Raw genomic sequence first — 20,523 nt, forward strand, 5'->3', positions numbered from 1 at the left:
GTAATCCCCTGTTTTCCTGTTTTTATACATAAGAAATTTCAAACTTTTTCTCAGGACTAGAGATCTGGCATTTCATCAAACAACAAGCGATGAAAAATGTTTTCTATATATACACCCTTTAATTCATTGCTCAACTATTATTTTTAAAAAAATTGACGTTAACGTTAAATGTAAATATAATAATATCAATAGGAGGTTGTCATTTTATGGATGAAATATTAAAGATTGACGATGTAGCAAAACAAAGCGGGTTGAGTAAACGGACTATTCGATACTATGAAGAAATTGGCCTTTTGCCTCCCCCTCCGCGCAGCAAAGGAGGAACGAGACTTTATACACAAGAGCATGTTGAGTTTTTAAAAAAAATTACAATCGCTAAAGAAGTATTAGGATTTACGCTACAAGAGTTACAACACTTTATTTCGCTAAGAGAAACATTAGAAAATCAACGTGCCGACTATCGAAAAGTAACCGATCCCAAGGAACGGAAAGTAAAACTAGCTGAAATTATAGAAGTACTTGATGATCAACTTGAAATGATTGAGGAAAAGATCGAGAAAATACTTAGTGTCCAATCGGAACTGAAGACTCTTAGAGAACGTGCACAAGCGGCAATGGTAAAAATCAATCAAGAACTGTCCAATTTGTAATCTACACATTTTTTTGGGGGGATTGATTTATGAAATCTACATTAAAATTGACTGATGAGGAACTTCAACCTCAAAAAGCTGGTATATTAGATCAGCCTAAAGCGGTGTGGGCGGTAGCGTTTGCGTGTGTTATTTCATTCATGGGATTAGGGCTGGTCGATCCCATTCTTCCGGCTATCGCCAGCAAATTAAATGCTTCTCCTAGCCAGGTTTCTCTTTTGTTTTCAAGCTATACGCTGATCACGGGACTCGCTATGTTAATCACTGGATTTGTTTCGAGCAGATTCGGAACTAAAGGGACTTTATTAGCAGGAACTTTTTTGATTGTTGTATTCTCCGTTCTCGGGGGATTATCAAACAGCATTGAACAACTTGTTGGATTTCGAGCGGGTTGGGGACTTGGCAATGCCTTGTTTATCGCAACGGCTCTGTCTGCCATTGTCGGATTATCCCATGGCGGACCAGCCAAAGCGATCATTTTATATGAAGCTGCCCTCGGCCTAGGGATTTCCGTCGGGCCATTGCTTGGTGGGGAATTAGGCTCTATTTCGTGGCGCGGTCCATTTTTTGGCGTAGGTGCTCTTATGGCCTTGGCATTCACTTCTATTTTTATTTTGCTGCCAAAATTACCGAAACCAAAAACAAGAACTTCCCTTGCTGATCCGTTTAAAGCATTGCGTTATCCTGCTCTTTTAATGTTAGGAATTGTTGCTTTATGTTATAATTTTGGCTTTTTCACTTTGATGGCATACACGCCGTTTGTCATGAATTTAAATGAGCATGGACTTGGGTTTGTTTTCTTTGGATGGGGGCTTTTTCTAGCCATTACTTCCGTCTTCGTAGCGCCTAAGCTGCAGAGCCGATTGGGAACGATTCGTTCAATGTGCGCTATGCTACTGTGCTTTGCTGTTACCCTGCTTGTCATGGGGATTTGGACATCCTCGCAAATAACTGTAATTATAGCTGTTGTTGTAGCTGGAGCATTCTTAGGTGTGAATAATACATTGATTACGACAGCTGTTATGGTGGCAGCTCCGGTTGAGCGGTCCACGGCTTCAGCGGCCTACAGTTTCATACGGTTTGTTTTTGGGGCAATAGGTCCGTGGCTGGCAAGCAAATTAGCTGAATGGTATAATCCGCATGTTCCTTTCTATACCGGTGCACTTGCAGTAACCTTTGGGATTTTTGCTATTTTACTTGGAAGCAAGCACTTGCAGCATATAGATCAAGCAGTTTCATCACACCACTAATTAAAAAGAAATAAGAGGTCCGCTTCATTTTTTGAAGCGGATTTTTTATCGCTAAAACGAAATGAATTTTTATTAAAACAAAAAATTGGGGCCAATCTATGACGTCTCTTTCTATGTTTAACTGATAATTCTTTTTTAGATATTTGATTATTTAGAACATAGTTTATTTAAATAGATCTAAACTTGTGTTATGTTGAAATAAAAAGAAAAGAGACACGCGTTCAAATTTCGGTGTCCCCTTTTCGCTTTTATCTAATATAAAAACTGGCTCCATCAATAAATTCAACTTCTTTATAACCTTCTAAATCTCTGACGAGGCGAAATAAAGCTTCGTCTTTTTGTTTCGCTTCAATCATACAGTCGATTTGTTCTACCGTTCCTTTAATTTCATTTAAAAAATTCATAAACATTTGTGCATCAATAAAATCGTTATGGGCCCGGAAATCTTGATCGCTTCTCGGGCTTGAAATATGCATTTTCAGCGGCAACGGTGAATGCTGCCATGACGAGACGATACGTCCCCAATGCTGCTTCCAATCTTCATTTTCATGGTTAGCCAAATGGTGATGTAAATCAAATACAAGCGGGACATTAAGCTTTTCACACAGGTAAAGTGTGTGCTGCAGAGTAAACGTCGTGTCGTCATTTTCGAGCATCACCATCTTCTGCAAATCGATTGGAACGAAACCCCAATTATGAATAAACTGTTCCAACGCTTGCTCTTTGTCGTTGTACCCTCCTCCTATATGAAGGACGCAACGATGTTGTGGATCGATTTGCATTCCTCTTAACAGTTTTTCGTGCATGCGCAGCGTTTTTATTGACATTTTTAAAATGTCCGCATCTGGTGAGTTAAGCAACACGAAATGATCTGGGTGAAAGTCGATTCTCATTGGATAATTGTGTAGAAACTCCGCAATCTGTTCTAATATATCCCCTAACGGCTTCATATAATTCCAGTCGTCTAATTCCTCGTGATTGGCAAGTGGGATTAGTCTTGAGCTCAAACGAAAAAAGCGAATGTCGTGTGCTTTATTATGCTTCAATAGTCGCAAACAGTTTTCTAAATTAGAGACCGCGATCCGCTCGAGCTTTTTAATCGCTGCTTCGCGATCTTTGATTTTTTGAAATTGGGCAAATGTCATCGTCTGCGATGGTGAACAATTGTGTAAATGCACACTCATCGCGACGTATCCAAGTCTTACAATTGTCATATCTTCCACCTCAAAGTTAGTATGGTTTGTTTAAAGGAACATCATTCCATTCATTCCTCCACAGTCTAAAAACTTTTGTACATGCTAGGAATTGTGGTGATAGCGTGGAATAAAATAAAATAGAGTATATTTCGTGGAGGTGCGCTTATGAACGTAGGTCAAGAATATTTGCGGGTCGTGCGGGAGCGTTTTCTCGATATGAAGAAAACGGCGGAACGAGCGATAGAACAACTATCTGATGAGCAGATGTTCTACTGTCCTAATGAAGAGTCGAACAGTGTCGCTGTCATTGTCAAACATATGAGCGGAAACATGATCTCGCGCTGGACTGATTTTTTTTATTCTGATGGCGAAAAACCAAACAGAAATCGTGATGGCGAATTTATTAACGACTTCAATACAAGGGACGAAGTGCTAGCTTGTTGGGAAAAAGGATGGGATACGTTTTTAACGACTTTGAACGACATTCGCGAAGATGATCTATTGCAAACCGTTACAATTCGTGATGCACCGCATTCAGTTATCGAAGCGATTGAACGGCAAATGTACCACTATTCGTATCATATCGGACAGATCGCCTATATTGCTAAGCAGTTGAAATCGACCGATTGGCAAACATTGACCATTCCAAGAAAAAAAGGTTGAATTTATTTTGCTCTGTTTCACTATAGGACAACGTGGCAGAGAATCAATTCTCTTATTTACGGGCTCTACATTCCAGTAAAAAAGGATCGAAAATGAACAGCCCCCAATTGTTAGTTGTGTCTAACTTTTTAGGGTCGGTTCAAAATCGATCCTTCCAAAATTCTCTATAAACACCTATTCAACTATTTGACCAAGTAATGAATTTGCACAATCCTCCCGATTTTTTCTGAAATAACGCGCTAATTTACATCAAAGTCAGGGAAAAACAGAGGTTTACTATCACTCATCGTATTCCCAATGGCCAGAAACCGTGCACTTATACCCCATTTTTCTCCTTTGTCTAATCGCACATCCTCTTATCTTTTTTCCTCTTCACCCAAGTAAAGCGTATCGATTATGGTTTCTTGAATGCCATGCTCTGTTCTCTCAACTAAATACGCTTTAGCGTAAGGCCGCGAACTAACCGCCTTTGCCAGCTTTCCTCTAATAAACGCACCGATCGTAAACATCTCTTCCGCATCACAACTACATAGCTAGGCGCTTTGAAAATTTTGTTATATAGATCCCGCTTGCCACCTCTATTTTTCCTACTTCCTTAAAACCGTGCCTTTTATATAAGTGGATCGCCGGTGCGTTGTTTGTACCAGTTGTCACAGTTATTTCTGTTGCATCATTTTCTAAATCACATATAAATTGAATAAGGGAGCTCGCGATCCCGCGGCGAAAATAGTCGGGATGAACCATCATCCGGCAAATATGTACCGTTTGATGTTGACGTTCATACGAAATAGCCCCGGCTAGCGTTTCTCGAACAAAAAAGCCGTAAAAGATTTCATCTGACTGTTGTATCGTTTCAACAGTGTCCTTTAAAGGAGGAAGATCATCAAAATTAATTAGTTTTGCTTCGACGGCATACGAAGCTAACTGAAGCTCTAAAACGGCTTGTGCCCACTTTGGGAAGCGTGTTTCTATTTTTTGTATCAAACTTTTTCTCTCCTTCTCGAACAATTTATTATTAAACAGTGAACAATTACAAATATTTACACCCTCCTATTTTATATGTATAATTTATGAAATAACAACACTTTTCTTATATCTAACCATCATCCCCCAGCAAGCGCTGTACAACAATTAAAATATACGATTTTATGCACAAATACATTCGTAAAATGTCGGAGGGGAGAAAACAAAATGAAAGAGAGAATATTTTTAGTGCTTGCTAACTTATTTTGGGCAGGCAATTATGTGATCGGAAAATACGTCATTGAAGAAACAGGGCCTTTATGGCTAACATTCATTCGCTGGAGCATCGCATTTGTGTTTCTTCTTCCTATCTCTTACATATTGGAGCGCCCACGCTATATTGAAGTATTAAAACAATCGTGGTTGCCGTTGCTTACAACCGGCGTTCTTGGCATCATCGGTTATAACCTGCTTTTGTACGGCGCTCTCCAATACACATCTCCAATGAACGCAGCCATTGTAAATGCCTTAAACCCAGCTGTTATTGTTATTTTCTCGTATTTTCTGTTGAAAGAACGAGTATCAATTATCAATTTGCTTGGCTTTGTCATCTCACTTGTCGGCGTCCTATTTATTTTAACTAATGGGCAGTTGCAATTCGTTTTCCAAACTAGTTACAATCGTGGGGATTTAATGATGCTGCTCGCTGGCATCGTATGGGCCCTTTATTCGATTATCGGAAAAAAGTTAGCGATTCCGCCGATTACAGCAACTACATGTTCTGTATTTTTCAGCATTGTTTTGTTGATTCCTTTTCTTTTCTTCTGGCCGTTTCCATTAGGTTCCCTAGACAAAAACGCGATAATTGGTACCCTTTATATCAGTATTTTCCCATCCGTTATTTCCTTTTTGTTGTGGAATATATCCGTAAAAAAATTAGGACCGAGCTATGCAGGAATTTATTTGAATTTAATTGCTTTGTTCACGGCCATCATTACATTTTTATTAGGTGGAACGATTCATCCTTCGCAGCTCATCGGCGGGGTACTTGTGCTGTCAGGAGTCTACTTAGCAACTAAAGCGCCGAAAAATGAATACAGCGAGCATCAAATAAACATTAAGCAGTGAATATAGAACTCAATACAGATTTAGATTTTACTTAAAGATCTACTATGTCGTTTAGAAGAGGAGATAAGGAATGGAAGGAAAAAGATTACCGACTAAATAGATCATGATCCGTTGATGCGATATAATCCCAATCCATATGAAATCCACAAAATATGTGAGGAGTACCGATTAGGCGAGGTTATAAGCATCGACGGTGAATTAGGAGGGTTATTTAATGTTAATTTAAAAATAACAACGTCATTAGGATCATATGTTATACGAGTGGACTCTGGATTAAGTCAAGAAGAGCACATTTGCACCGAAAAAATCCTACTAAAAAAATTAGCAGAAGACCAAATGCCTGTACTCACCCCGTTAATTACAAAATCAGGTCACTCCTTTTTGACGGTACATAAGCGTTTTGGCCAAGTAACCCCTTTTATACAAGGGGTCCCTTTTCGCTTTACAAAAAAGCAAGCTTACTAATGCGGCTATATACTTAGAAAGTTCCATGATATTTTTATGGGTGAACAAGAAATTGCTGCACCTTTTTTGGTCCAGCTACCCATCTCCCCAAATAACAAAAAAATGATGAATTTTAAAAGACCCACCGAAATCTCAACACATGAGAAACGGTGAGTCTTAGCATTGTTTGAGTGTTTTTAATTAATACAAAAGGGGGCATATTGATTCTACTAGTTCTCTTGATCAAGGCAGTCATATTCACTCGATTGCAAATCATTGCTCAACTGTTGGAGAATTTCCAAAGCCGCAGCAGCTCTTGGAAACCCGGCGTAAGCAGCGCAATGGATAATAATTTCAATCAATTCTGCAATAGTCCAGCCGACACGAAGAGCAGCCTTAAAATGAAATAAAAGCTGTCTCTCTCCTATTCCTTGAGTAATTAAGGAAACGAGGGTAATTAATTCCCTCTGTTTTAAATCGAAGGCAGGTCTAGAATAGACATCCCCGAAACCAAATTCAATCATCATCTTTCCGAAATCAGGAGCAAATGACTGAATATTTTCCACAACTTTTTTGCCAGATTCACCGGCTAATCTATGTAATGTTTCGTACCCTCTTTGATATCGGTCATTTCTCATGATGCTTCACTCCTATTAACCTCTATTCATCGTTGGCGGGATTTCGTCAGGATTCACTAAAACTTCAATAACAGTAGGCCCTGAATGTTGCAAAGCAAAAGAAACGGCTTGTTCAATTTCCTGCTCCTTGGCACACTGAAAAGACGCTGCCCCTAGGGACTGGGCAAATAAATGAACATCTACTGGAGTCTCATACACTGTACCTACAGCACGCCCCACATTATATCTCATCCCTTTATCAACCATATCAAGTCTTCCATTGTTAATGACTACAAAAACGACAGGGATTTGGTGGCAAACCGCAGTCGATATTTCTGTGCCATGCATTAACGTACAACCGTCACCTGTCAAACAAACAATCGGACGTTCAGGATTTGCTAATTTGGCACCGATTGCATATCCTATCCCATGGCCCATAGTGCCGAACACATCATCAAAGAAAAAAGTCCCCTCTTGTAAAATATCAAAATATTTAATTGCATAAAAAGTATGACTCCCATCATCTCCAAAGACAATCGTGCTTGCTGGCAGGGTTTTTCTAAGAATTTTCATCACCTGTGCCGCTGAAAGCCATTGATCATCCTCTGCTATCATTTCCTCTTTATGGTTTGATATGCTATACGAACGTGAAGATGTGTTTAGTTTGTTCTCCTCTGATGCTTTATATAGCAAAGCTCTAAGATTTTCTTTCGCATCCCCGATAACAGCCAACGTCGGAACAGGAATGGATTTTCCAACAAACGTTGGATCGCAGTCAAATTGAATGATTTGTTTTGGATACATGTCTGGGGTGAACCCTGCTAACGTCATGTCTGTTAATTTTGTTCCAATGACTATTAACAAATCTACGCCTTTTTTCAAGTATTGAGAAGCTTCTTCTGTTCCACCAAGCCCAAACGGTCCTAAATACCCTGGATGGTCGGAACATACTGCCCCCTTTCCTCCCGGCGTAGTAATAATAGGAATATTAAAGCGCATTGACAACCATTTAATCTCTTCATAGGCCTTTGAAAGATGTGCGCCTTTACCTATAAAAAGCAGTGGAGATTGAGCTTGCTCAAGTAAAGAAACTACTTCTTCTATGTTCGACGATACCATCGATAAGGAATCAGGAAGATCTAAATCGAACGATTCAATTTCTTCTCTCAATACATCGGACGGAATGGATAAGTGAACCGGTCCCCTTCTCCCCGTCCATGCTTTTTCTAATGCGTGGCGAAAATACATTGGGAAAAGATCTCCACGCTCTACCCTTGCACTAAAGAGAGTAACAGGTTCAAACATTTTAACAAGATCAGTTCCAAACGCAGTAGAATCTTGTCCAAGCGCTTTACCTGTTTCCTTCATAGAGGGATGGCCTGTAATAAACAAAACAGGTAAATGGAACGCTTTTGCTTGGCCAGCTGCTGTTAACATATTCGTTCCTCCTGGACCGGACGTTCCTACAGCGACACCTAAAGTCCCTTTTTGCAGAGCGTATCCTCCTGCTGCAAAGCCTGCTCCTGATTCGTGTCTTGTCAAAACAAACGACATTTCCTGCTTTTCCATCTCTAGAAGTAAAGGTACAACAGCTTTACCAGGAATACCGAAAGCGTGTTGTACTCCAAATTTTTTGAAATGTTCAACTGCTAGTGCTGCAACTGTTTTTTTCATTTTTACTACTCCTTCAATTGCTATTTTCATTGTTACGATTTAGAGATGAAATTAACATTTTTTCTATATCCCTCGCAGGTAACGGTTTACTATAGTAATAGCCTTGAATTTGATCGCAGTTTAATTGACGTAAAAAATGGACTTGTTCCCTCGTTTCAACTCCTTCTGCAATGACTTCGAGGTTTAATCCATGAGCCATTGAAATAATAGCGCTAACAATCTTTGCGTTATTTTGATCTTCCATAATGTCATTGACAAAGGAACGATCAATTTTTAAGCGATGAATAGAGAAATTTTTTAAGTAATTTAGCGAGCTATATCCGGTCCCGAAATCGTCCATGGCAATTTGTACCCCTAACTGATTAAGCCGTTGTAAAGTATCAATAGAGCGTTCTACGTCCATTGCCATCGATTCGGTAATTTCTAGCTCCAAATATTGAGGAGCTAGATCTGTTTCTCGTAAAATGCTTTTCACTGTTTCCAACAGCCCTTGCTGGATAAATTGCTGTGGAGACAGATTTACAGAAACTCTCAAAGGAGCGATCCCTATATCTTGCCAATTTTTTTATTTGTTGACATGCATTACGCAAAACCCATTCTCCTAAAGCTACAGCCAACCCCATTTCCTCTGCTAACGGTATAAATTTTGCTGGAGAGATCATCCCGAGCTCGGGATGTTCCCAACGTATAAGCGCTTCTACCCCAACAATTTTTTCAGATTTCAAATCAATTTGGGGTTGATAATATAACACAAGTTCATTGTTTTGTATCGCTCTATGTAATTCCTTCTCCAATGCAAAATTGGCGAAAGATCGCTCGTTCATGTTTGAGTTATAAACAACATATTGGTTTTTTCCATGTTCTTTTGCACGGTACATAGCTGTATCTGCCCGCATAAGCAATCCATCAATATCGTTTCCGTCATGCGGGTAAAAGGCAATTCCTATACTTGTACTTATATGAAACTCGGAATCTTGAATGATAAACGGCTTACGTATCAATTCGATAATATGTTTAGCGACTGAAATAGCATCAGCTTCTTTATGAAGACTTGGAAGGATAATCGTAAATTCATCCCCGCCCATTCGGAAAATTTTTGCTTTATTTTGTAAATACTCCTTTAGACGTTTAGTAACTTCAATAAGTAACAAATCACCCTTATTATGTCCGAGTGTGTCATTAATAATTTTAAAACGGTCTAGATCAAGCAAAAATACAGCCAGCATTTCCTTATTTTTTGCCGCTCGCTCTAATTCCTCACTTAAACTTTGATAAAAATATCTCCTATTAGGAATGCTAGTGAGATCATCGTGATAGGCCATATATTTAATTTTTGATTCTGCTTCGTAGCGCTCTGTTATATCCCTAAATTTACCAAAAGCGCCGATGAATTCTCCTTTTTCATCATATATCGGCATTCCGTCAAACAGGCAAATAATTTTACCACCGGCCAAATCGTGGTTGATGTTAATTTCGATATCTGATAAAGTCTGCCTCGTTTCAAGAACCTTATAGACCCATTGACCTAAAGGTTTCAACTGTTGAACCGGTTCATTTAGCACGCTCTTCTTGCTCCAACCTGTAAGCTTCTCAGCATAGCGATTAAAATCCGTAACGTTACCATCTTTATCGGTTAAAATAATCCCTGTTTTTGCCGAATCCATTACAATTTGATTTAATATATTTAGCTCTCGATTTTGCTTCCGCAACAGCATTTCACGCTCAATAGAATCGACTACTGCCGTCAACATCGTCAATAGCAACGGGCTTTCATAATCTATCGACGTCATGATTGAGATCGTACCGAGCTGCAGCCCGTTTTTTACAAAGTGAAACGGAACGGAATAACATGCAGATTTTTTTAAAAAGTAATGGTAATGTTGTTCTCCAATTACTTGTACAGGCTGTTTCATCCTTAATGATAGGCTGATAGAGTTCGTTCCGTTATGTTTCTCAGAAAACTGGACCCCTGGCTTAAATCCGAGCTGTTGAATCATGTTTTTGATGGTATGGTCCCCTTCCATTTCTAGAATTACTCCTTCTTGATCTGTAATAACAACAAGAATAGGGGTGCCCATCATCATGTTTAATAGCTTTGAAACAAAAAACCTTACTACCTCTAAAACCTCTATGTACTCATTTTTAATGCATGCCAAATTTTCATCATTTATCGTTAAAGGAGTGGGAATCTCCGCGGGATCCAATCCAAGATTCCGACATTGTTCCTTAGATTCACGAATAAAAAAAGGGTCCTCATATCTAAGATGCACTGTCCCCCTGCTCATGATGCAAACTCACCCTCATTAAAAAATATATAAACCAGCTTCTATTTTAGCAAAAATTTTATTTCGTCGCTAACTAATTTGTTGAACGCTTAAATACGATTAGAGTAAGAAAAGTAATGAGAGCAACTCCACTTAATAAACTAACGTTCTAACCATGACTTGTTGAATGATTGGCGAGCAATGGAGCAGCACTTTACCTTTTACGTTTTTTGTGAAGAAGCTCTGAACTTGGTTGAATAATGCCATCGCCAAATTTTCCTTGCAGTCGTTTAACCGTATTCCATAGCACTTCTTTTTTTGCTTCTTCTTCAAAGTGAAACAAATCCAACTGCTTAACCGCTTCTTTTTTATCAAATACATCTAAGGCTGTAATGCCTAATAGCCTTACCGGATTGCCGTTCCAATGACGTTTAAATAAGTAGGATGCATACTGAAAAATTTCTTCCGGCTCCTGAAATGGATCGTCCCATGTTTTACTTCGGGTAATCGTTTGGAAATCGCTGTAGCGGATCATTATTTGTACTGTACAAGAAACGACGCGCTTTTGCTTCATCCGCTCGCTAACCGATTGCGCTAAATCGCGCAACACTTCAAGAAGAATGCGCTCTTCCATCACATTGCGGGAGAGAGTTGTAGAATTCCCTACTGATTTCCATTTTTCTTTCGCCTCCGGATCAACGGTTCGTTCATCCATTCCGTTCGCCCGTTCTTTCAAACGGATCCCATTGACCCCAAGAACTTGTTCGAGCAGAAGATTTTCCGCTTTAGCTAAATCACCAATCGTGAAAATGCCGATCTGATTCAGTTTTTTTGCTGTTTTATCTCCCACTCCGTGCATCGCTTTTACCGGAAGAGGCCACAAAATTGCCGGCACATCGCGTTTTCGTAAGACTGTAATGCCTAACGGTTTTTTCATCTCGCTCGCCATCTTCGCCAAAAATTTATTAGGAGCAATGCCAATACTAACAGGAATCCCCAGCGATCGCAGCAATCCTTTTTGAATTTGTTCGGCCATTTCTAAAGGCGACCCGGGCTCATGACAATCAGTAATATCCAAATACCCTTCATCAATCGAAGCAGGTTCTAAAATAGAAGAAAATGAAGATAAAAATTGAAATACTTCCTTGCTTGTTTTTCTGTATAAATCAAAATTCGGTTGTAATACGACTAACTGCGGACACTTTTTCTTCGCTTCCCAAAGCGGCATCGTCGTATAGATTCCAAAGCGTTGTTTAGCGATATAATTAGCCGCAAGCACGATCCCTCTTCGCTCTTTCGGATCTCCCGCTACCACAACTGCCTGTCCTTTTAGTGCGGGATTTCGAGCAATCTCGCAACTGGCAAAAAATGAGTTGCAATCGACATGTAAAATCACGCGTCTTTTGTTCGCTTTGATCGATTCCATGTCCCTTTACTCCCTATACATTTTTCGACACAATTGAATTTCACAAAACTATTTCATTAGAGTGTTATTCTAGCACGTTTATCAATCTAAAAGTAAGCGCCAAATCCTTTACATTTCGTTTGACAGTAAAATATTAAACTTCTTGTTCATTATATTATCATAAAGACTTTTACCGCGGGGAAACGATAATGAAAAAGCATTACTTCGATTCTCTGAAGTAATGCTTTTTAGAATATGACGGATCAATACGTTACAAACACTACTTCTCCCGTTATCACTTCGTTTCCATGTTGATTGACGGCTGAAACGTTGAAGCGGAGCCGATTTCTCTCTTTTTCTTTCAGTGTGGCCTTGAGCGTAACGATGTCATCGAGAAAGACCATTCCTTTAAACCGTATCGAGTAATCACGTATAAACCCTTGTTCGTAGTATGGTGTAAACAGTTTAGTTAGATTCCCCATCGTCCACATCCCGTGGGCAATAATACCAGGCAACCCCGCTTTTTTCGCTTCTTCGTCGATCGTATGAATCGGATTATAATCCCCTGAAGCTCCAGCATATTTAATCAAGTCGATTCTAGAAACAGGAGGGAGCTCGACCTCTTTTAAACAATCACCAACCTGCAATTCTATTAACTTTGTCATAGCGCCATCGCCTTTCTTACCGCTTCCGTAATAATAATCGTTGATGAAGACGTAAAAATCACATTCCCTTCCTCATCTTCTCCATAGTTCTTAACCACTAAAAGTCCAAGCTTCCCCATGCTGCTTTGTTTTTCGTAATAGCTTTCTATCTTTGAATAACAAAATACTTCTTCCCCTACAAACAAAGGCCGCTCATAATGGAATTGCTGTTCGCCGTGAATAAGACCTTTGTTGGGAAGGTTCAATCCTTCAATGATGCCGTAGTCGAACACGCGAGGAAATGTTGGAGGAGCAATGTTCATCTGATAGCGTGATTTTTTTCCGGTTTCTTCATCCCAATAAATCGGATGGGGATCGCCGATCGCTTCAGCAAATTTTTTGACCGCTCCCCTTTCGACGATATTTTTTACTTTATTGGAGCACCGACCTACATATGCAGCAAACATCGCTTTTGCCCCCCTTTTATGTTAATTTTTTGGACCTCCAGCGACATATAGCACTTGGCCATTAATAAACGATGATTTTTCATCGGCAAAAAAGGCGACAGCATGAGCAACATCTGATGGTTTTCCGGTTCGTCCAACCGGAATTTGTGCGACACTTGCTTGAATTAACTGCTCAAAAGAAATGCCGATCCGCTCCGCTGTCGCTTTTGTCATGTCTGTTTCGATAAAGCCAGGGGCGACTGCGTTCGTAGTAATTCCATATTTGCCAAGCTCAATAGCCAATGTTTTTGTAAATCCTTGCAATCCTGCTTTAGCGGTGGCATAGTTCGCTTGACCGCGATTTCCGAGGGCGGACGTGGATGAGATGTTAATAATGCGTCCATATTTTCTTTCCACCATATATTTCTGAACGGCGCGGGCACAATAAAACGATCCTTTCAAATGAACGTCCATAACCGTTTCCCAATCAGCATCTGTCATTTTAAACAGCAGATTGTCGCGAATCACTCCAGCGTTGTTTACAAGAATGTCAACCGCTCCGAATGTATCGACGATTTCCTTTACTACTTGTTCGACTTGCGATGCATCGGTCACATCCGCAACTTTAGCATATACTGCATACCCTTTCTCCTTTAACTCATTTGCGGTCGCATACAATGCTTCTTCATTCAAATCAATAATCGCTACTTTGGCCTCCTCTTCGGCAAAAAGTTCTGCAATCGCCTTTCCGATCCCACGGCTTCCACCTGTTATAAATGCCACTCTTCCTGCAAATCTTCCCATTACAATTCCTCCTCGTATAGTAGTTTAGAAAGGTTTTTTAATTGAAATTTCGGTTGATTTGATTGCTTTTTGACAATTGCATATTGTTGGGTGAGTGGCCCAGGAGTGAGGGCACGTTCCTCGCTCCTAGGTCGCACGCAATAGGGATAGCCTTTTTGATCACGCTCTCACCTTTATAGAAATTGGCCAAGTTTAACATGTCCTTTTAATAGATTTCTAGCAATAATCATTCGTTGAATTTCATCTGTTCCATCGTAAATCCGCCAAAGCCTTGCGTCTCGATACCAACGTTCAATAGGCATGTCTTTTGTATATCCCATTCCTCCGTGAATTTGCATGACGCGGTCTACTACACGGTTGCCCATGTTGGCTCCAAACAGCTTCGCCATTGATGCTAAATGGCGGTTGTCTTCTCCTTGATCAAGGGTAAAAGCCGCATTGAGAACAAGCCATTTCGCTGCCTCGATTTCAGTCGCCGCATCTGCGATCATCCATTGGATCGCCTGGCGCTCGGCAATTGGCTTTCCGAACGTAATGCGCTCTTTGGAATAATCAATGGCCATCTGCAATAACCTCTCTGCAGCCCCAACCGCCCGCGCCCCAACGACCCAGCGGGCGTAACCGATCCATTCGAGACCAAGTTTATATCCTTCGTGCAACTCTCCTAAAATATTTTCCTCGGGAACGCGTACATTTTCGAATACGAGGCTAGCCGGTGTCGAGTGTCCCATCGTATGTATCGGTTCCGATCGCCAGCCCATATCACGATCCACAATAAAACACGTGACACCATCTCGACCAGACGTCGCCTTATGGCGCTCTTTATCAGTGATAGCAATAACCATGACAAAATCAGCTTCATTTCCGCCTGTAATAAACGTTTTTTCCCCATTTAATACCCATTCATCCCCATCTTTGACAGCCGTCATTTTAATATTTCTTGTATCCGATCCAGCGCTTGGTTCGGTCATGGCAAAACACGACTTTTTCTCACCGTTAATCGTTGGGATCAAATACTTTTTCTTCTGTTGTTCATTCGCGTAATAAAGGATGTTATCAGCCGAACCTCCGAATTGGAACGGGACAAACGTTTTCGATACTTCCATAATAACAATGGCCATCATCAAATTTCCTAAATCGGCTCCGCCATACTCAGAGGGCGTGTTAATGCCCCAAAACCCCGCTTCTTTTGCCTTAAGTTGCAGTTCCTTCACTTTTTCTGGAGAAAGGCTTGGCCTTCCTTCCCTTTCATTGCGAAGCACCTCGTTTTCCAGTGGCATAAGCTCTTTTTCAACAAATTTCCGAATCGCTTTTTGCGCCATTTTTTGCTCATCAGTAAGGCGTAAAAACATCCAATCCTCTCCTCATCCATTTTAAAATGGTTCCATGACTCTGGCTTTAGAAACGCCGGATTCAAACGCTATACGCTCACAGATATTTAAACGGGAGAATAAATCAAAGACCAAAGAATACTGTTAGTAAATTCATCAACACACTTGGCCCCATATGATAACTATGCTTATATATCTAGTATTATACCAACCGGTTGGTATGTTAATTGTATTATATTTATAATTTTTAGAAAATTCAACTCTTTTATAAGCGCCATGTGATTTTCTTCCTATAGGAGAAAATCACATGGTTATAATAGGCTATACAAAGAACCAACGGCAAATACTAAAATAATCATGCCGGACACACGGTTGACGAATGTTAAATACTTTCGCTGAATCCGATGCTGAACAAAGCCGACAAAACCGCTGAGAAACAGCCACCATAAAGCCGAACCTATAAAGACACCGCCAACGAAAACAAAGGTGGAACGATGAGATATACCGAAACTCGAAAAAATAGCGGCAAAAGATAAAATAGTCATCGGATTGGAGAATGTGAGAAATAGTATCGAAAAATAAGCTCCCCATATTCCCTCTCCGCGCCGCGCATTCGCTGGCGCTTCCGAAGCCCCGGACATCAATGTTCTGATTCCTAAATAAGCAAGAAACAGACCGCCAATCAGCCGAATCCACGTTTGCTGTTCAACGAGAAAATGGGTAAAAACGGTCAATCCAAGCCCCGCAACAAGTCCATATATCGCATCTGCTGTGGCCGCTCCTAAACCTGACACAAATCCGAACAGCCTCCCTTGCGCTAATGTCCTTTGTATGCAAAGAATGCCGATCGGTCCAACCGGAGCAGCAATCGAAAATCCGATAATTAGCCCTTTGAGTAAATCCATTCCTTTTCGCCTCCCTCTTTCTACGTCTTAGCTGCGACTCCTTAACTACTTCCTTCTTTTTCGAGTAAAAAAGACCCGATTGAAACACTCGGGCTCACAAAAAAATGAATCGTCATTTGCTATGCCAATTAATAAGACATGCTTCCAGCGACGATCAATCCTACAATAATCGAAATGGCAAATAAGCTAAAGCCGACGGCGAGATTGCCTTCTTCTACTTTTTTCGCTAGATTCGTGTTCGGGGTGAAAATGTATTCCAGCACAAAATATACAACCACTTGCGTTGCAATTCCAATCGCTCCCCATAAGAGAGCATCTAATAGGTTGATGCTGTTGCTCCAAGCGGCATAAATGACAATTGCTAACCCTAGCGCCTTTCCCCAAAGCTTCAATGCGACAGCCATATTGCCTTGGCGGATTAACTCACGTTCAGAGAATTTCGTTGTTAAGCTAAACAAGCCGACCCCAATTCCCATGAGCCCTAACCCTAGCAAGGTGTAAAGAACAAAATTTAAAATATACTCCATGTAGTTCACCCTTTCATTACAACTGGTAAATAATAAGACAAATTATCCGTAATCATTCCCCCTGCCCTCATGCCGATACCAGCCGCTTCCCCATTAATGACAAAGCACGTATGCAATAGCTTTACGGTTTTTGGTCCGTCAATCGTCTTAATAACGGTTTCAGGCAGTGAAACGTATTGCTGGTAAACAGAAAGTTCATCTTTATATGTCTGATGGCTGTCAGCAGCTGCTACAGTTCCGTCTCCGTGTTTGATTACTACTGTGTCCCCTTCGCGACCAAACGCCGGTTTTTGTACATACATCGTTTGTTTCGCTAAGAAATACTCTTCGTCGAGATACGTAGGAAGAAAATGCCCGCTGATCCATTCATGCTCTTCCTCGGTAAAAAAAGGAGACCGTTCTTCATACAATCCCCAGATAAGCGCTTGCACCGCTTTTGATTGCAGTAAGAAGGCAGACGGAGGATTCACTAGGGCGACTTCACCTTCTTTCCACAGCTCAAGCAGCTCGATTCCTACTTTTTCTCCGTCGGGAGAACGGTCTTCGATTAAGTGCTCAAGAGGATACGTTTGTCGATAGAGCACATCGATGCGTCGCCCTTTCGCATCGTACAAACCGCGCCGTAATATCTCCCCATTTTCAAGTTCTATATTTTTTGAAACGACACGCAGTTCATGAAGCGGCACATAGGCGGATTCTATACGGCTTAACCGCTGCAAATAGCGAACGGTCTCTCGATCCTCTATATGATCCGCATGCGAAGTAAATACAACATAGGGCTCCTCTTTTGCCACTCTTCGCACCGCAAGCTGAATTGCTTTAGTGATGAGTCTTTCTGTACCATGATTTGGCGATACTCGTTTGAAAAAAGACGCGAATTGTTGGTTGATGTCAAACGTTTCACGGATGAACGTCGGGGTATCGGCGTTGAATTCGAGCAGTTTAAATGTACGGTCCACGCAGGCAAAATCGGCTCGTGCAATGACAGTTTCTGCTGAAAGCGTGACAATGCGCAAAAATGGAAGCGACTCTTGAGGAAATCCTAACATTTTCAGCGTTTCATCCGACAGCTGCCGCAACAGTTTTGCTGTTTTCCGATACAAATGGCCAATACGATTTGCAGCTTCCTTGATTCTTTCCGCCTCTTCAAATGCCATTGGATAATAGTCAAATAAAGCATATTCTATCCCATATAAATCCGCCCAAAAATCAGGAAATCGAGCATAAAATTGCGCTCTCCGTTTCCGATGTTCCTCTATTGAATACATGTTCACCCTCCAAAAAAGCTTCCTTTTGTTCCTGAGCCAATTCCCGATTTAGCTCGCGCCTTAAATTCTGCGCTTCTCTGGTAGCTTTTATAGGACTCAGATTGTTGCAGTTTACGCTTTGAAGAATAATAACGGCCACCGTAGAAATGATGGCGATAGTGAGAGCTATCATCATCGTCACAAACATACGTGCCCGTTGATGCATCCCATTCCCATTCGTCACAATCCGGATCATCTGGTTTAGGAGGTAAATTTTCATCATTACAAGCACTTGTAGAAACAGCCACCAATGCTGTCAGAACGCTCATCATCATTTTTTTGGTCTTATTCATTAACTATTCCCCCTCTTCATCCACGACAAATCCTGTTGCTGTCACGTACAAAACATAGACTTTCCGATCTTCATCAATTTCCGCGCTATCCCGAAGCCATTCCCGTTCTTGAAAATATGTGAATGAACTTCCAATATAGGCTAATACATCAAGATGAGAAGAGAGCTCGAATGCTGTAATCAAGCCGGCATTAAGCTCTCGAACCTCTAGGCGCAAGCCATCACTATCCATTTCAGCCGCTTGTATCCCTCTATCATATTCCTCTACATAAATGACAAACGTATCGTGTTCTAGCGCTGAGGAAACTTGCCGATACGTAATCCCTTCTTTGACAAAAAACTCGCATTCGCGTCGCGCGATCATTTGTGGCAAATCGATCCATTCATAAACATAAAGCAGGCGATAATGTTCTTCGCCAAGCCAAAGCCGGTATTCTAACCTGTGCAACATGGTCCCTCCTTATCAGATGTATCTATACATACGAACAGGAACAAAATTGGTTTCACTCAAGGCACGGCTAGGTAATTTATAGAAATAACATGCCACTGGCCGCTGATATAGCTACAACCAACCAAGGGGGACATTTCCAAAACAACAACAAACTAAAGGACAATAACGCTAAACAAAAATCAAGTGGTCCTTGAATTGCTTTTGTCCAAACAGGATCGTACAACGCCGCAAGTAAAATGCCTACGACCGACGCGTTTACTCCTTTTAACGCGGCTTGAAAACGCGGATGGTGGCGAAGCGAATTCCAAAACGGAAGAACACCGAACACTAGCAAAAAGGAAGGGAAAAAAATAGCCATCGTCGCAATAATAGCACCGATCCAGCCAAAGCTCGCCATTCCAATGTAGGATGCGAATGTAAATAGCGGGCCAGGTACCGCTTGCGCCGCTCCATAACCGGCTAAAAATTGTTCTTCTGTTACCCATCCCGCTGGAACAACTTCCGATTGCAATAACGGAAGAACGACATGTCCCCCGCCGAATACAAAAGCCCCAGCACGATAAAAGCTATCAATAAGGGCAATGATATGCGAGTGAAACAACAAACGAACAACCGGTAATAGCGCGAGCAAACCGGCAAATAAAAAAAGCAACTTGCTTGCCGTTCTTTGGCTAATAGGAATGAATGTATAAGCGCGTGTGATCTCCTGTTCATTGCGAAACAAAAACGTCCCCGCAATGCCAGCACCGACAATCGCGCTAATTTGAACGATCACATGTGGAACGAGCAACGTAAACATCGCAACTGCGACGGCAATCGTAGCGCGAAGGCGGTCTGAAGCAAAATTTTGTGCCATCCCCCATACTGCTTGCGCCACAACGGCTACCGTTGCCACTAACAGACCATGGAGCCATCCCAGGTGATGAAGCGAAGTTTCTTTATAAAAATACGCAAACAACATAAGCGCTAAAGCAGAAGGAAGAGTAAATCCAAGCCATGCCGCCAAAGCCCCCCATACCCCAGCGCGCAGCAATCCAATCCCCATGCCAACTTGACTGCTCGAAGGACCGGGGAGGAATTGACACAACGCTACTAACTCGGCATACGTCGCTTCGTCAATCCATTTCCTTTTGTTCACATATTCATCACGAAAATAAGCCAAATGGGCAATCGGGCCACCAAACGAGGTAAGACCTAGCTTTAGGGAAACCTTTAACACTTCTAAAACAGAAGACTTTGATCGCATATTTTGCATTTAGCTTCTCCCCCATACACACGATCTTCCATTGAACTACTCCCACTTTCACTTCGTTTCAAAGTGGGAGATTCCTACGAACACCGAAGCCTCCTTCGGTTCTCTTAGTAGGCGATCCCCGTCGTCCCAACGGTTCCGTTGTCTAACACGACAACAAGCGCAGTCCTTCTTTTAGAATATTGATACTCGCGTTCTGATCCCGATCGTGATGGGTTCCACAAGATGGACATTCCCATTCACGAAGGTGGAGATTCTTCACGTCTTTGTGTTGGTAGCCACAGCACGAACAGAGTTGGGAAGAGGCAAA

General features: G+C 41.3%; 23 protein-coding genes. 4 read left to right on the plus strand and 19 right to left on the minus strand.

Annotated features, from left to right (window positions below):
- Positions 1-206 precede the first annotated feature (206 nt).
- Both N667_RS0109910 and N667_RS0109915 read left to right on the plus strand, forming a co-directional pair.
- Positions 207-650, plus strand: coding sequence for a MerR family transcriptional regulator (locus N667_RS0109910; protein ID WP_027409423.1), 444 nt, complete (start codon positions 207-209; stop codon positions 648-650).
- 29 nt (positions 651-679) lie between these two features.
- The gene (locus N667_RS0109915) at positions 680-1,900 is read left to right on the plus strand and encodes an MFS transporter (protein ID WP_027409424.1); all 1,221 of its coding nucleotides are present in this window, start codon (positions 680-682) and stop codon (positions 1,898-1,900) included.
- 248 nt (positions 1,901-2,148) lie between these two features.
- Here N667_RS0109915 and uvsE read toward each other — a convergent pair whose 3' ends face one another.
- The gene (uvsE, locus tag N667_RS0109920; protein ID WP_027409425.1) at positions 2,149-3,114 is read right to left on the minus strand and encodes a UV DNA damage repair endonuclease UvsE; all 966 of its coding nucleotides are present in this window, start codon (positions 3,112-3,114) and stop codon (positions 2,149-2,151) included.
- A gap of 147 nt (positions 3,115-3,261) precedes the next feature.
- On the opposite strand from uvsE, the gene N667_RS0109925 reads away from it, so the two are divergent.
- On the plus strand, positions 3,262-3,759 hold the full coding sequence (locus tag N667_RS0109925; protein ID WP_027409426.1) for a DUF1572 domain-containing protein: 498 nt from the start codon (positions 3,262-3,264) through the stop codon (positions 3,757-3,759).
- A gap of 356 nt (positions 3,760-4,115) precedes the next feature.
- Here N667_RS0109925 and N667_RS19785 read toward each other — a convergent pair whose 3' ends face one another.
- Both N667_RS19785 and N667_RS0109935 read right to left on the minus strand, forming a co-directional pair.
- On the minus strand, positions 4,116-4,268 hold the full coding sequence (locus N667_RS19785) for a hypothetical protein (protein ID WP_156936111.1): 153 nt from the start codon (positions 4,266-4,268) through the stop codon (positions 4,116-4,118).
- A 16-nt stretch (positions 4,269-4,284) separates the two neighbouring features.
- Positions 4,285-4,743, minus strand: a complete 459-nt coding sequence (locus N667_RS0109935; protein WP_027409427.1) for a GNAT family N-acetyltransferase — start codon at positions 4,741-4,743, stop codon at positions 4,285-4,287.
- Positions 4,744-4,950: 207 nt separating this feature from the next.
- On the opposite strand from N667_RS0109935, the gene N667_RS0109940 reads away from it, so the two are divergent.
- Positions 4,951-5,850: a DMT family transporter gene (locus N667_RS0109940; protein WP_027409428.1), complete on the plus strand. Its 900-nt coding sequence runs from the start codon at positions 4,951-4,953 to the stop codon at positions 5,848-5,850.
- 674 nt (positions 5,851-6,524) lie between these two features.
- Here N667_RS0109940 and N667_RS0109950 read toward each other — a convergent pair.
- From N667_RS0109950 to N667_RS19455, 16 genes are all read right to left on the minus strand, one after another.
- Positions 6,525-6,932: a carboxymuconolactone decarboxylase family protein gene (locus tag N667_RS0109950; RefSeq protein ID WP_027409430.1), complete on the minus strand. Its 408-nt coding sequence runs from the start codon at positions 6,930-6,932 to the stop codon at positions 6,525-6,527.
- A 15-nt stretch (positions 6,933-6,947) separates the two neighbouring features.
- Positions 6,948-8,585: a thiamine pyrophosphate-binding protein gene (locus tag N667_RS0109955; RefSeq protein WP_027409431.1), complete on the minus strand. Its 1,638-nt coding sequence runs from the start codon at positions 8,583-8,585 to the stop codon at positions 6,948-6,950.
- A 13-nt stretch (positions 8,586-8,598) separates the two neighbouring features.
- Complete coding sequence (locus N667_RS20375; RefSeq protein ID WP_409978182.1) at positions 8,599-9,060, minus strand: EAL domain-containing protein; 462 nt, start codon at positions 9,058-9,060, stop codon at positions 8,599-8,601.
- Positions 8,966-10,870 carry a diguanylate cyclase domain-containing protein gene (locus N667_RS18560; RefSeq protein ID WP_409978180.1) on the minus strand — a complete coding sequence of 635 codons (1,905 nt, stop codon included), beginning with the start codon at positions 10,868-10,870 and terminating at the stop codon, positions 8,966-8,968. The genes N667_RS20375 and N667_RS18560 overlap by 95 nt, the downstream gene beginning before the upstream one ends.
- A gap of 193 nt (positions 10,871-11,063) precedes the next feature.
- Complete coding sequence (locus N667_RS0109965) at positions 11,064-12,275, minus strand: DNA polymerase IV (protein WP_027409432.1); 1,212 nt, start codon at positions 12,273-12,275, stop codon at positions 11,064-11,066.
- A 242-nt stretch (positions 12,276-12,517) separates the two neighbouring features.
- Positions 12,518-12,919, minus strand: coding sequence for a MaoC family dehydratase (locus N667_RS0109970; protein WP_027409433.1), 402 nt, complete (start codon positions 12,917-12,919; stop codon positions 12,518-12,520).
- The gene (locus N667_RS0109975) at positions 12,916-13,365 is read right to left on the minus strand and encodes a MaoC family dehydratase N-terminal domain-containing protein (RefSeq protein WP_027409434.1); all 450 of its coding nucleotides are present in this window, start codon (positions 13,363-13,365) and stop codon (positions 12,916-12,918) included. Before N667_RS0109975 ends, N667_RS0109970 begins: the two co-directional genes overlap by 4 nt.
- 21 nt (positions 13,366-13,386) lie before the next feature.
- Positions 13,387-14,148, minus strand: a complete 762-nt coding sequence (locus N667_RS0109980; protein ID WP_027409435.1) for a beta-ketoacyl-ACP reductase — start codon at positions 14,146-14,148, stop codon at positions 13,387-13,389.
- A 173-nt stretch (positions 14,149-14,321) separates the two neighbouring features.
- Positions 14,322-15,500: an acyl-CoA dehydrogenase family protein gene (locus tag N667_RS0109985; protein ID WP_027409436.1), complete on the minus strand. Its 1,179-nt coding sequence runs from the start codon at positions 15,498-15,500 to the stop codon at positions 14,322-14,324.
- 290 nt (positions 15,501-15,790) lie between these two features.
- Positions 15,791-16,384, minus strand: coding sequence for a LysE family translocator (locus N667_RS0109995; RefSeq protein ID WP_027409437.1), 594 nt, complete (start codon positions 16,382-16,384; stop codon positions 15,791-15,793).
- 128 nt (positions 16,385-16,512) lie between these two features.
- Positions 16,513-16,911, minus strand: coding sequence for a DUF350 domain-containing protein (locus N667_RS0110000; protein ID WP_035098655.1), 399 nt, complete (start codon positions 16,909-16,911; stop codon positions 16,513-16,515).
- A 5-nt stretch (positions 16,912-16,916) separates the two neighbouring features.
- The gene (locus N667_RS0110005; RefSeq protein ID WP_027409439.1) at positions 16,917-18,179 is read right to left on the minus strand and encodes a glutathionylspermidine synthase family protein; all 1,263 of its coding nucleotides are present in this window, start codon (positions 18,177-18,179) and stop codon (positions 16,917-16,919) included.
- A gap of 2 nt (positions 18,180-18,181) precedes the next feature.
- On the minus strand, positions 18,182-18,511 hold the full coding sequence (locus N667_RS0110010; protein ID WP_027409440.1) for a hypothetical protein: 330 nt from the start codon (positions 18,509-18,511) through the stop codon (positions 18,182-18,184).
- Positions 18,512-18,514: 3 nt separating this feature from the next.
- Complete coding sequence (locus N667_RS0110015) at positions 18,515-18,958, minus strand: hypothetical protein (protein WP_027409441.1); 444 nt, start codon at positions 18,956-18,958, stop codon at positions 18,515-18,517.
- A 79-nt stretch (positions 18,959-19,037) separates the two neighbouring features.
- Positions 19,038-20,216, minus strand: a complete 1,179-nt coding sequence (locus tag N667_RS0110020) for a chromate transporter (protein WP_035098657.1) — start codon at positions 20,214-20,216, stop codon at positions 19,038-19,040.
- Positions 20,217-20,358: 142 nt separating this feature from the next.
- The coding region (locus tag N667_RS19455) for a zinc ribbon domain-containing protein (protein ID WP_084279099.1) at positions 20,359-20,523 on the minus strand (165 nt) is incomplete at its 5' end.

It is taken from the genome of Anoxybacillus tepidamans PS2 (assembly GCF_000620165.1).
GTDB lineage: Bacteria > Bacillota > Bacilli > Bacillales > Anoxybacillaceae > Anoxybacteroides > Anoxybacteroides tepidamans_A.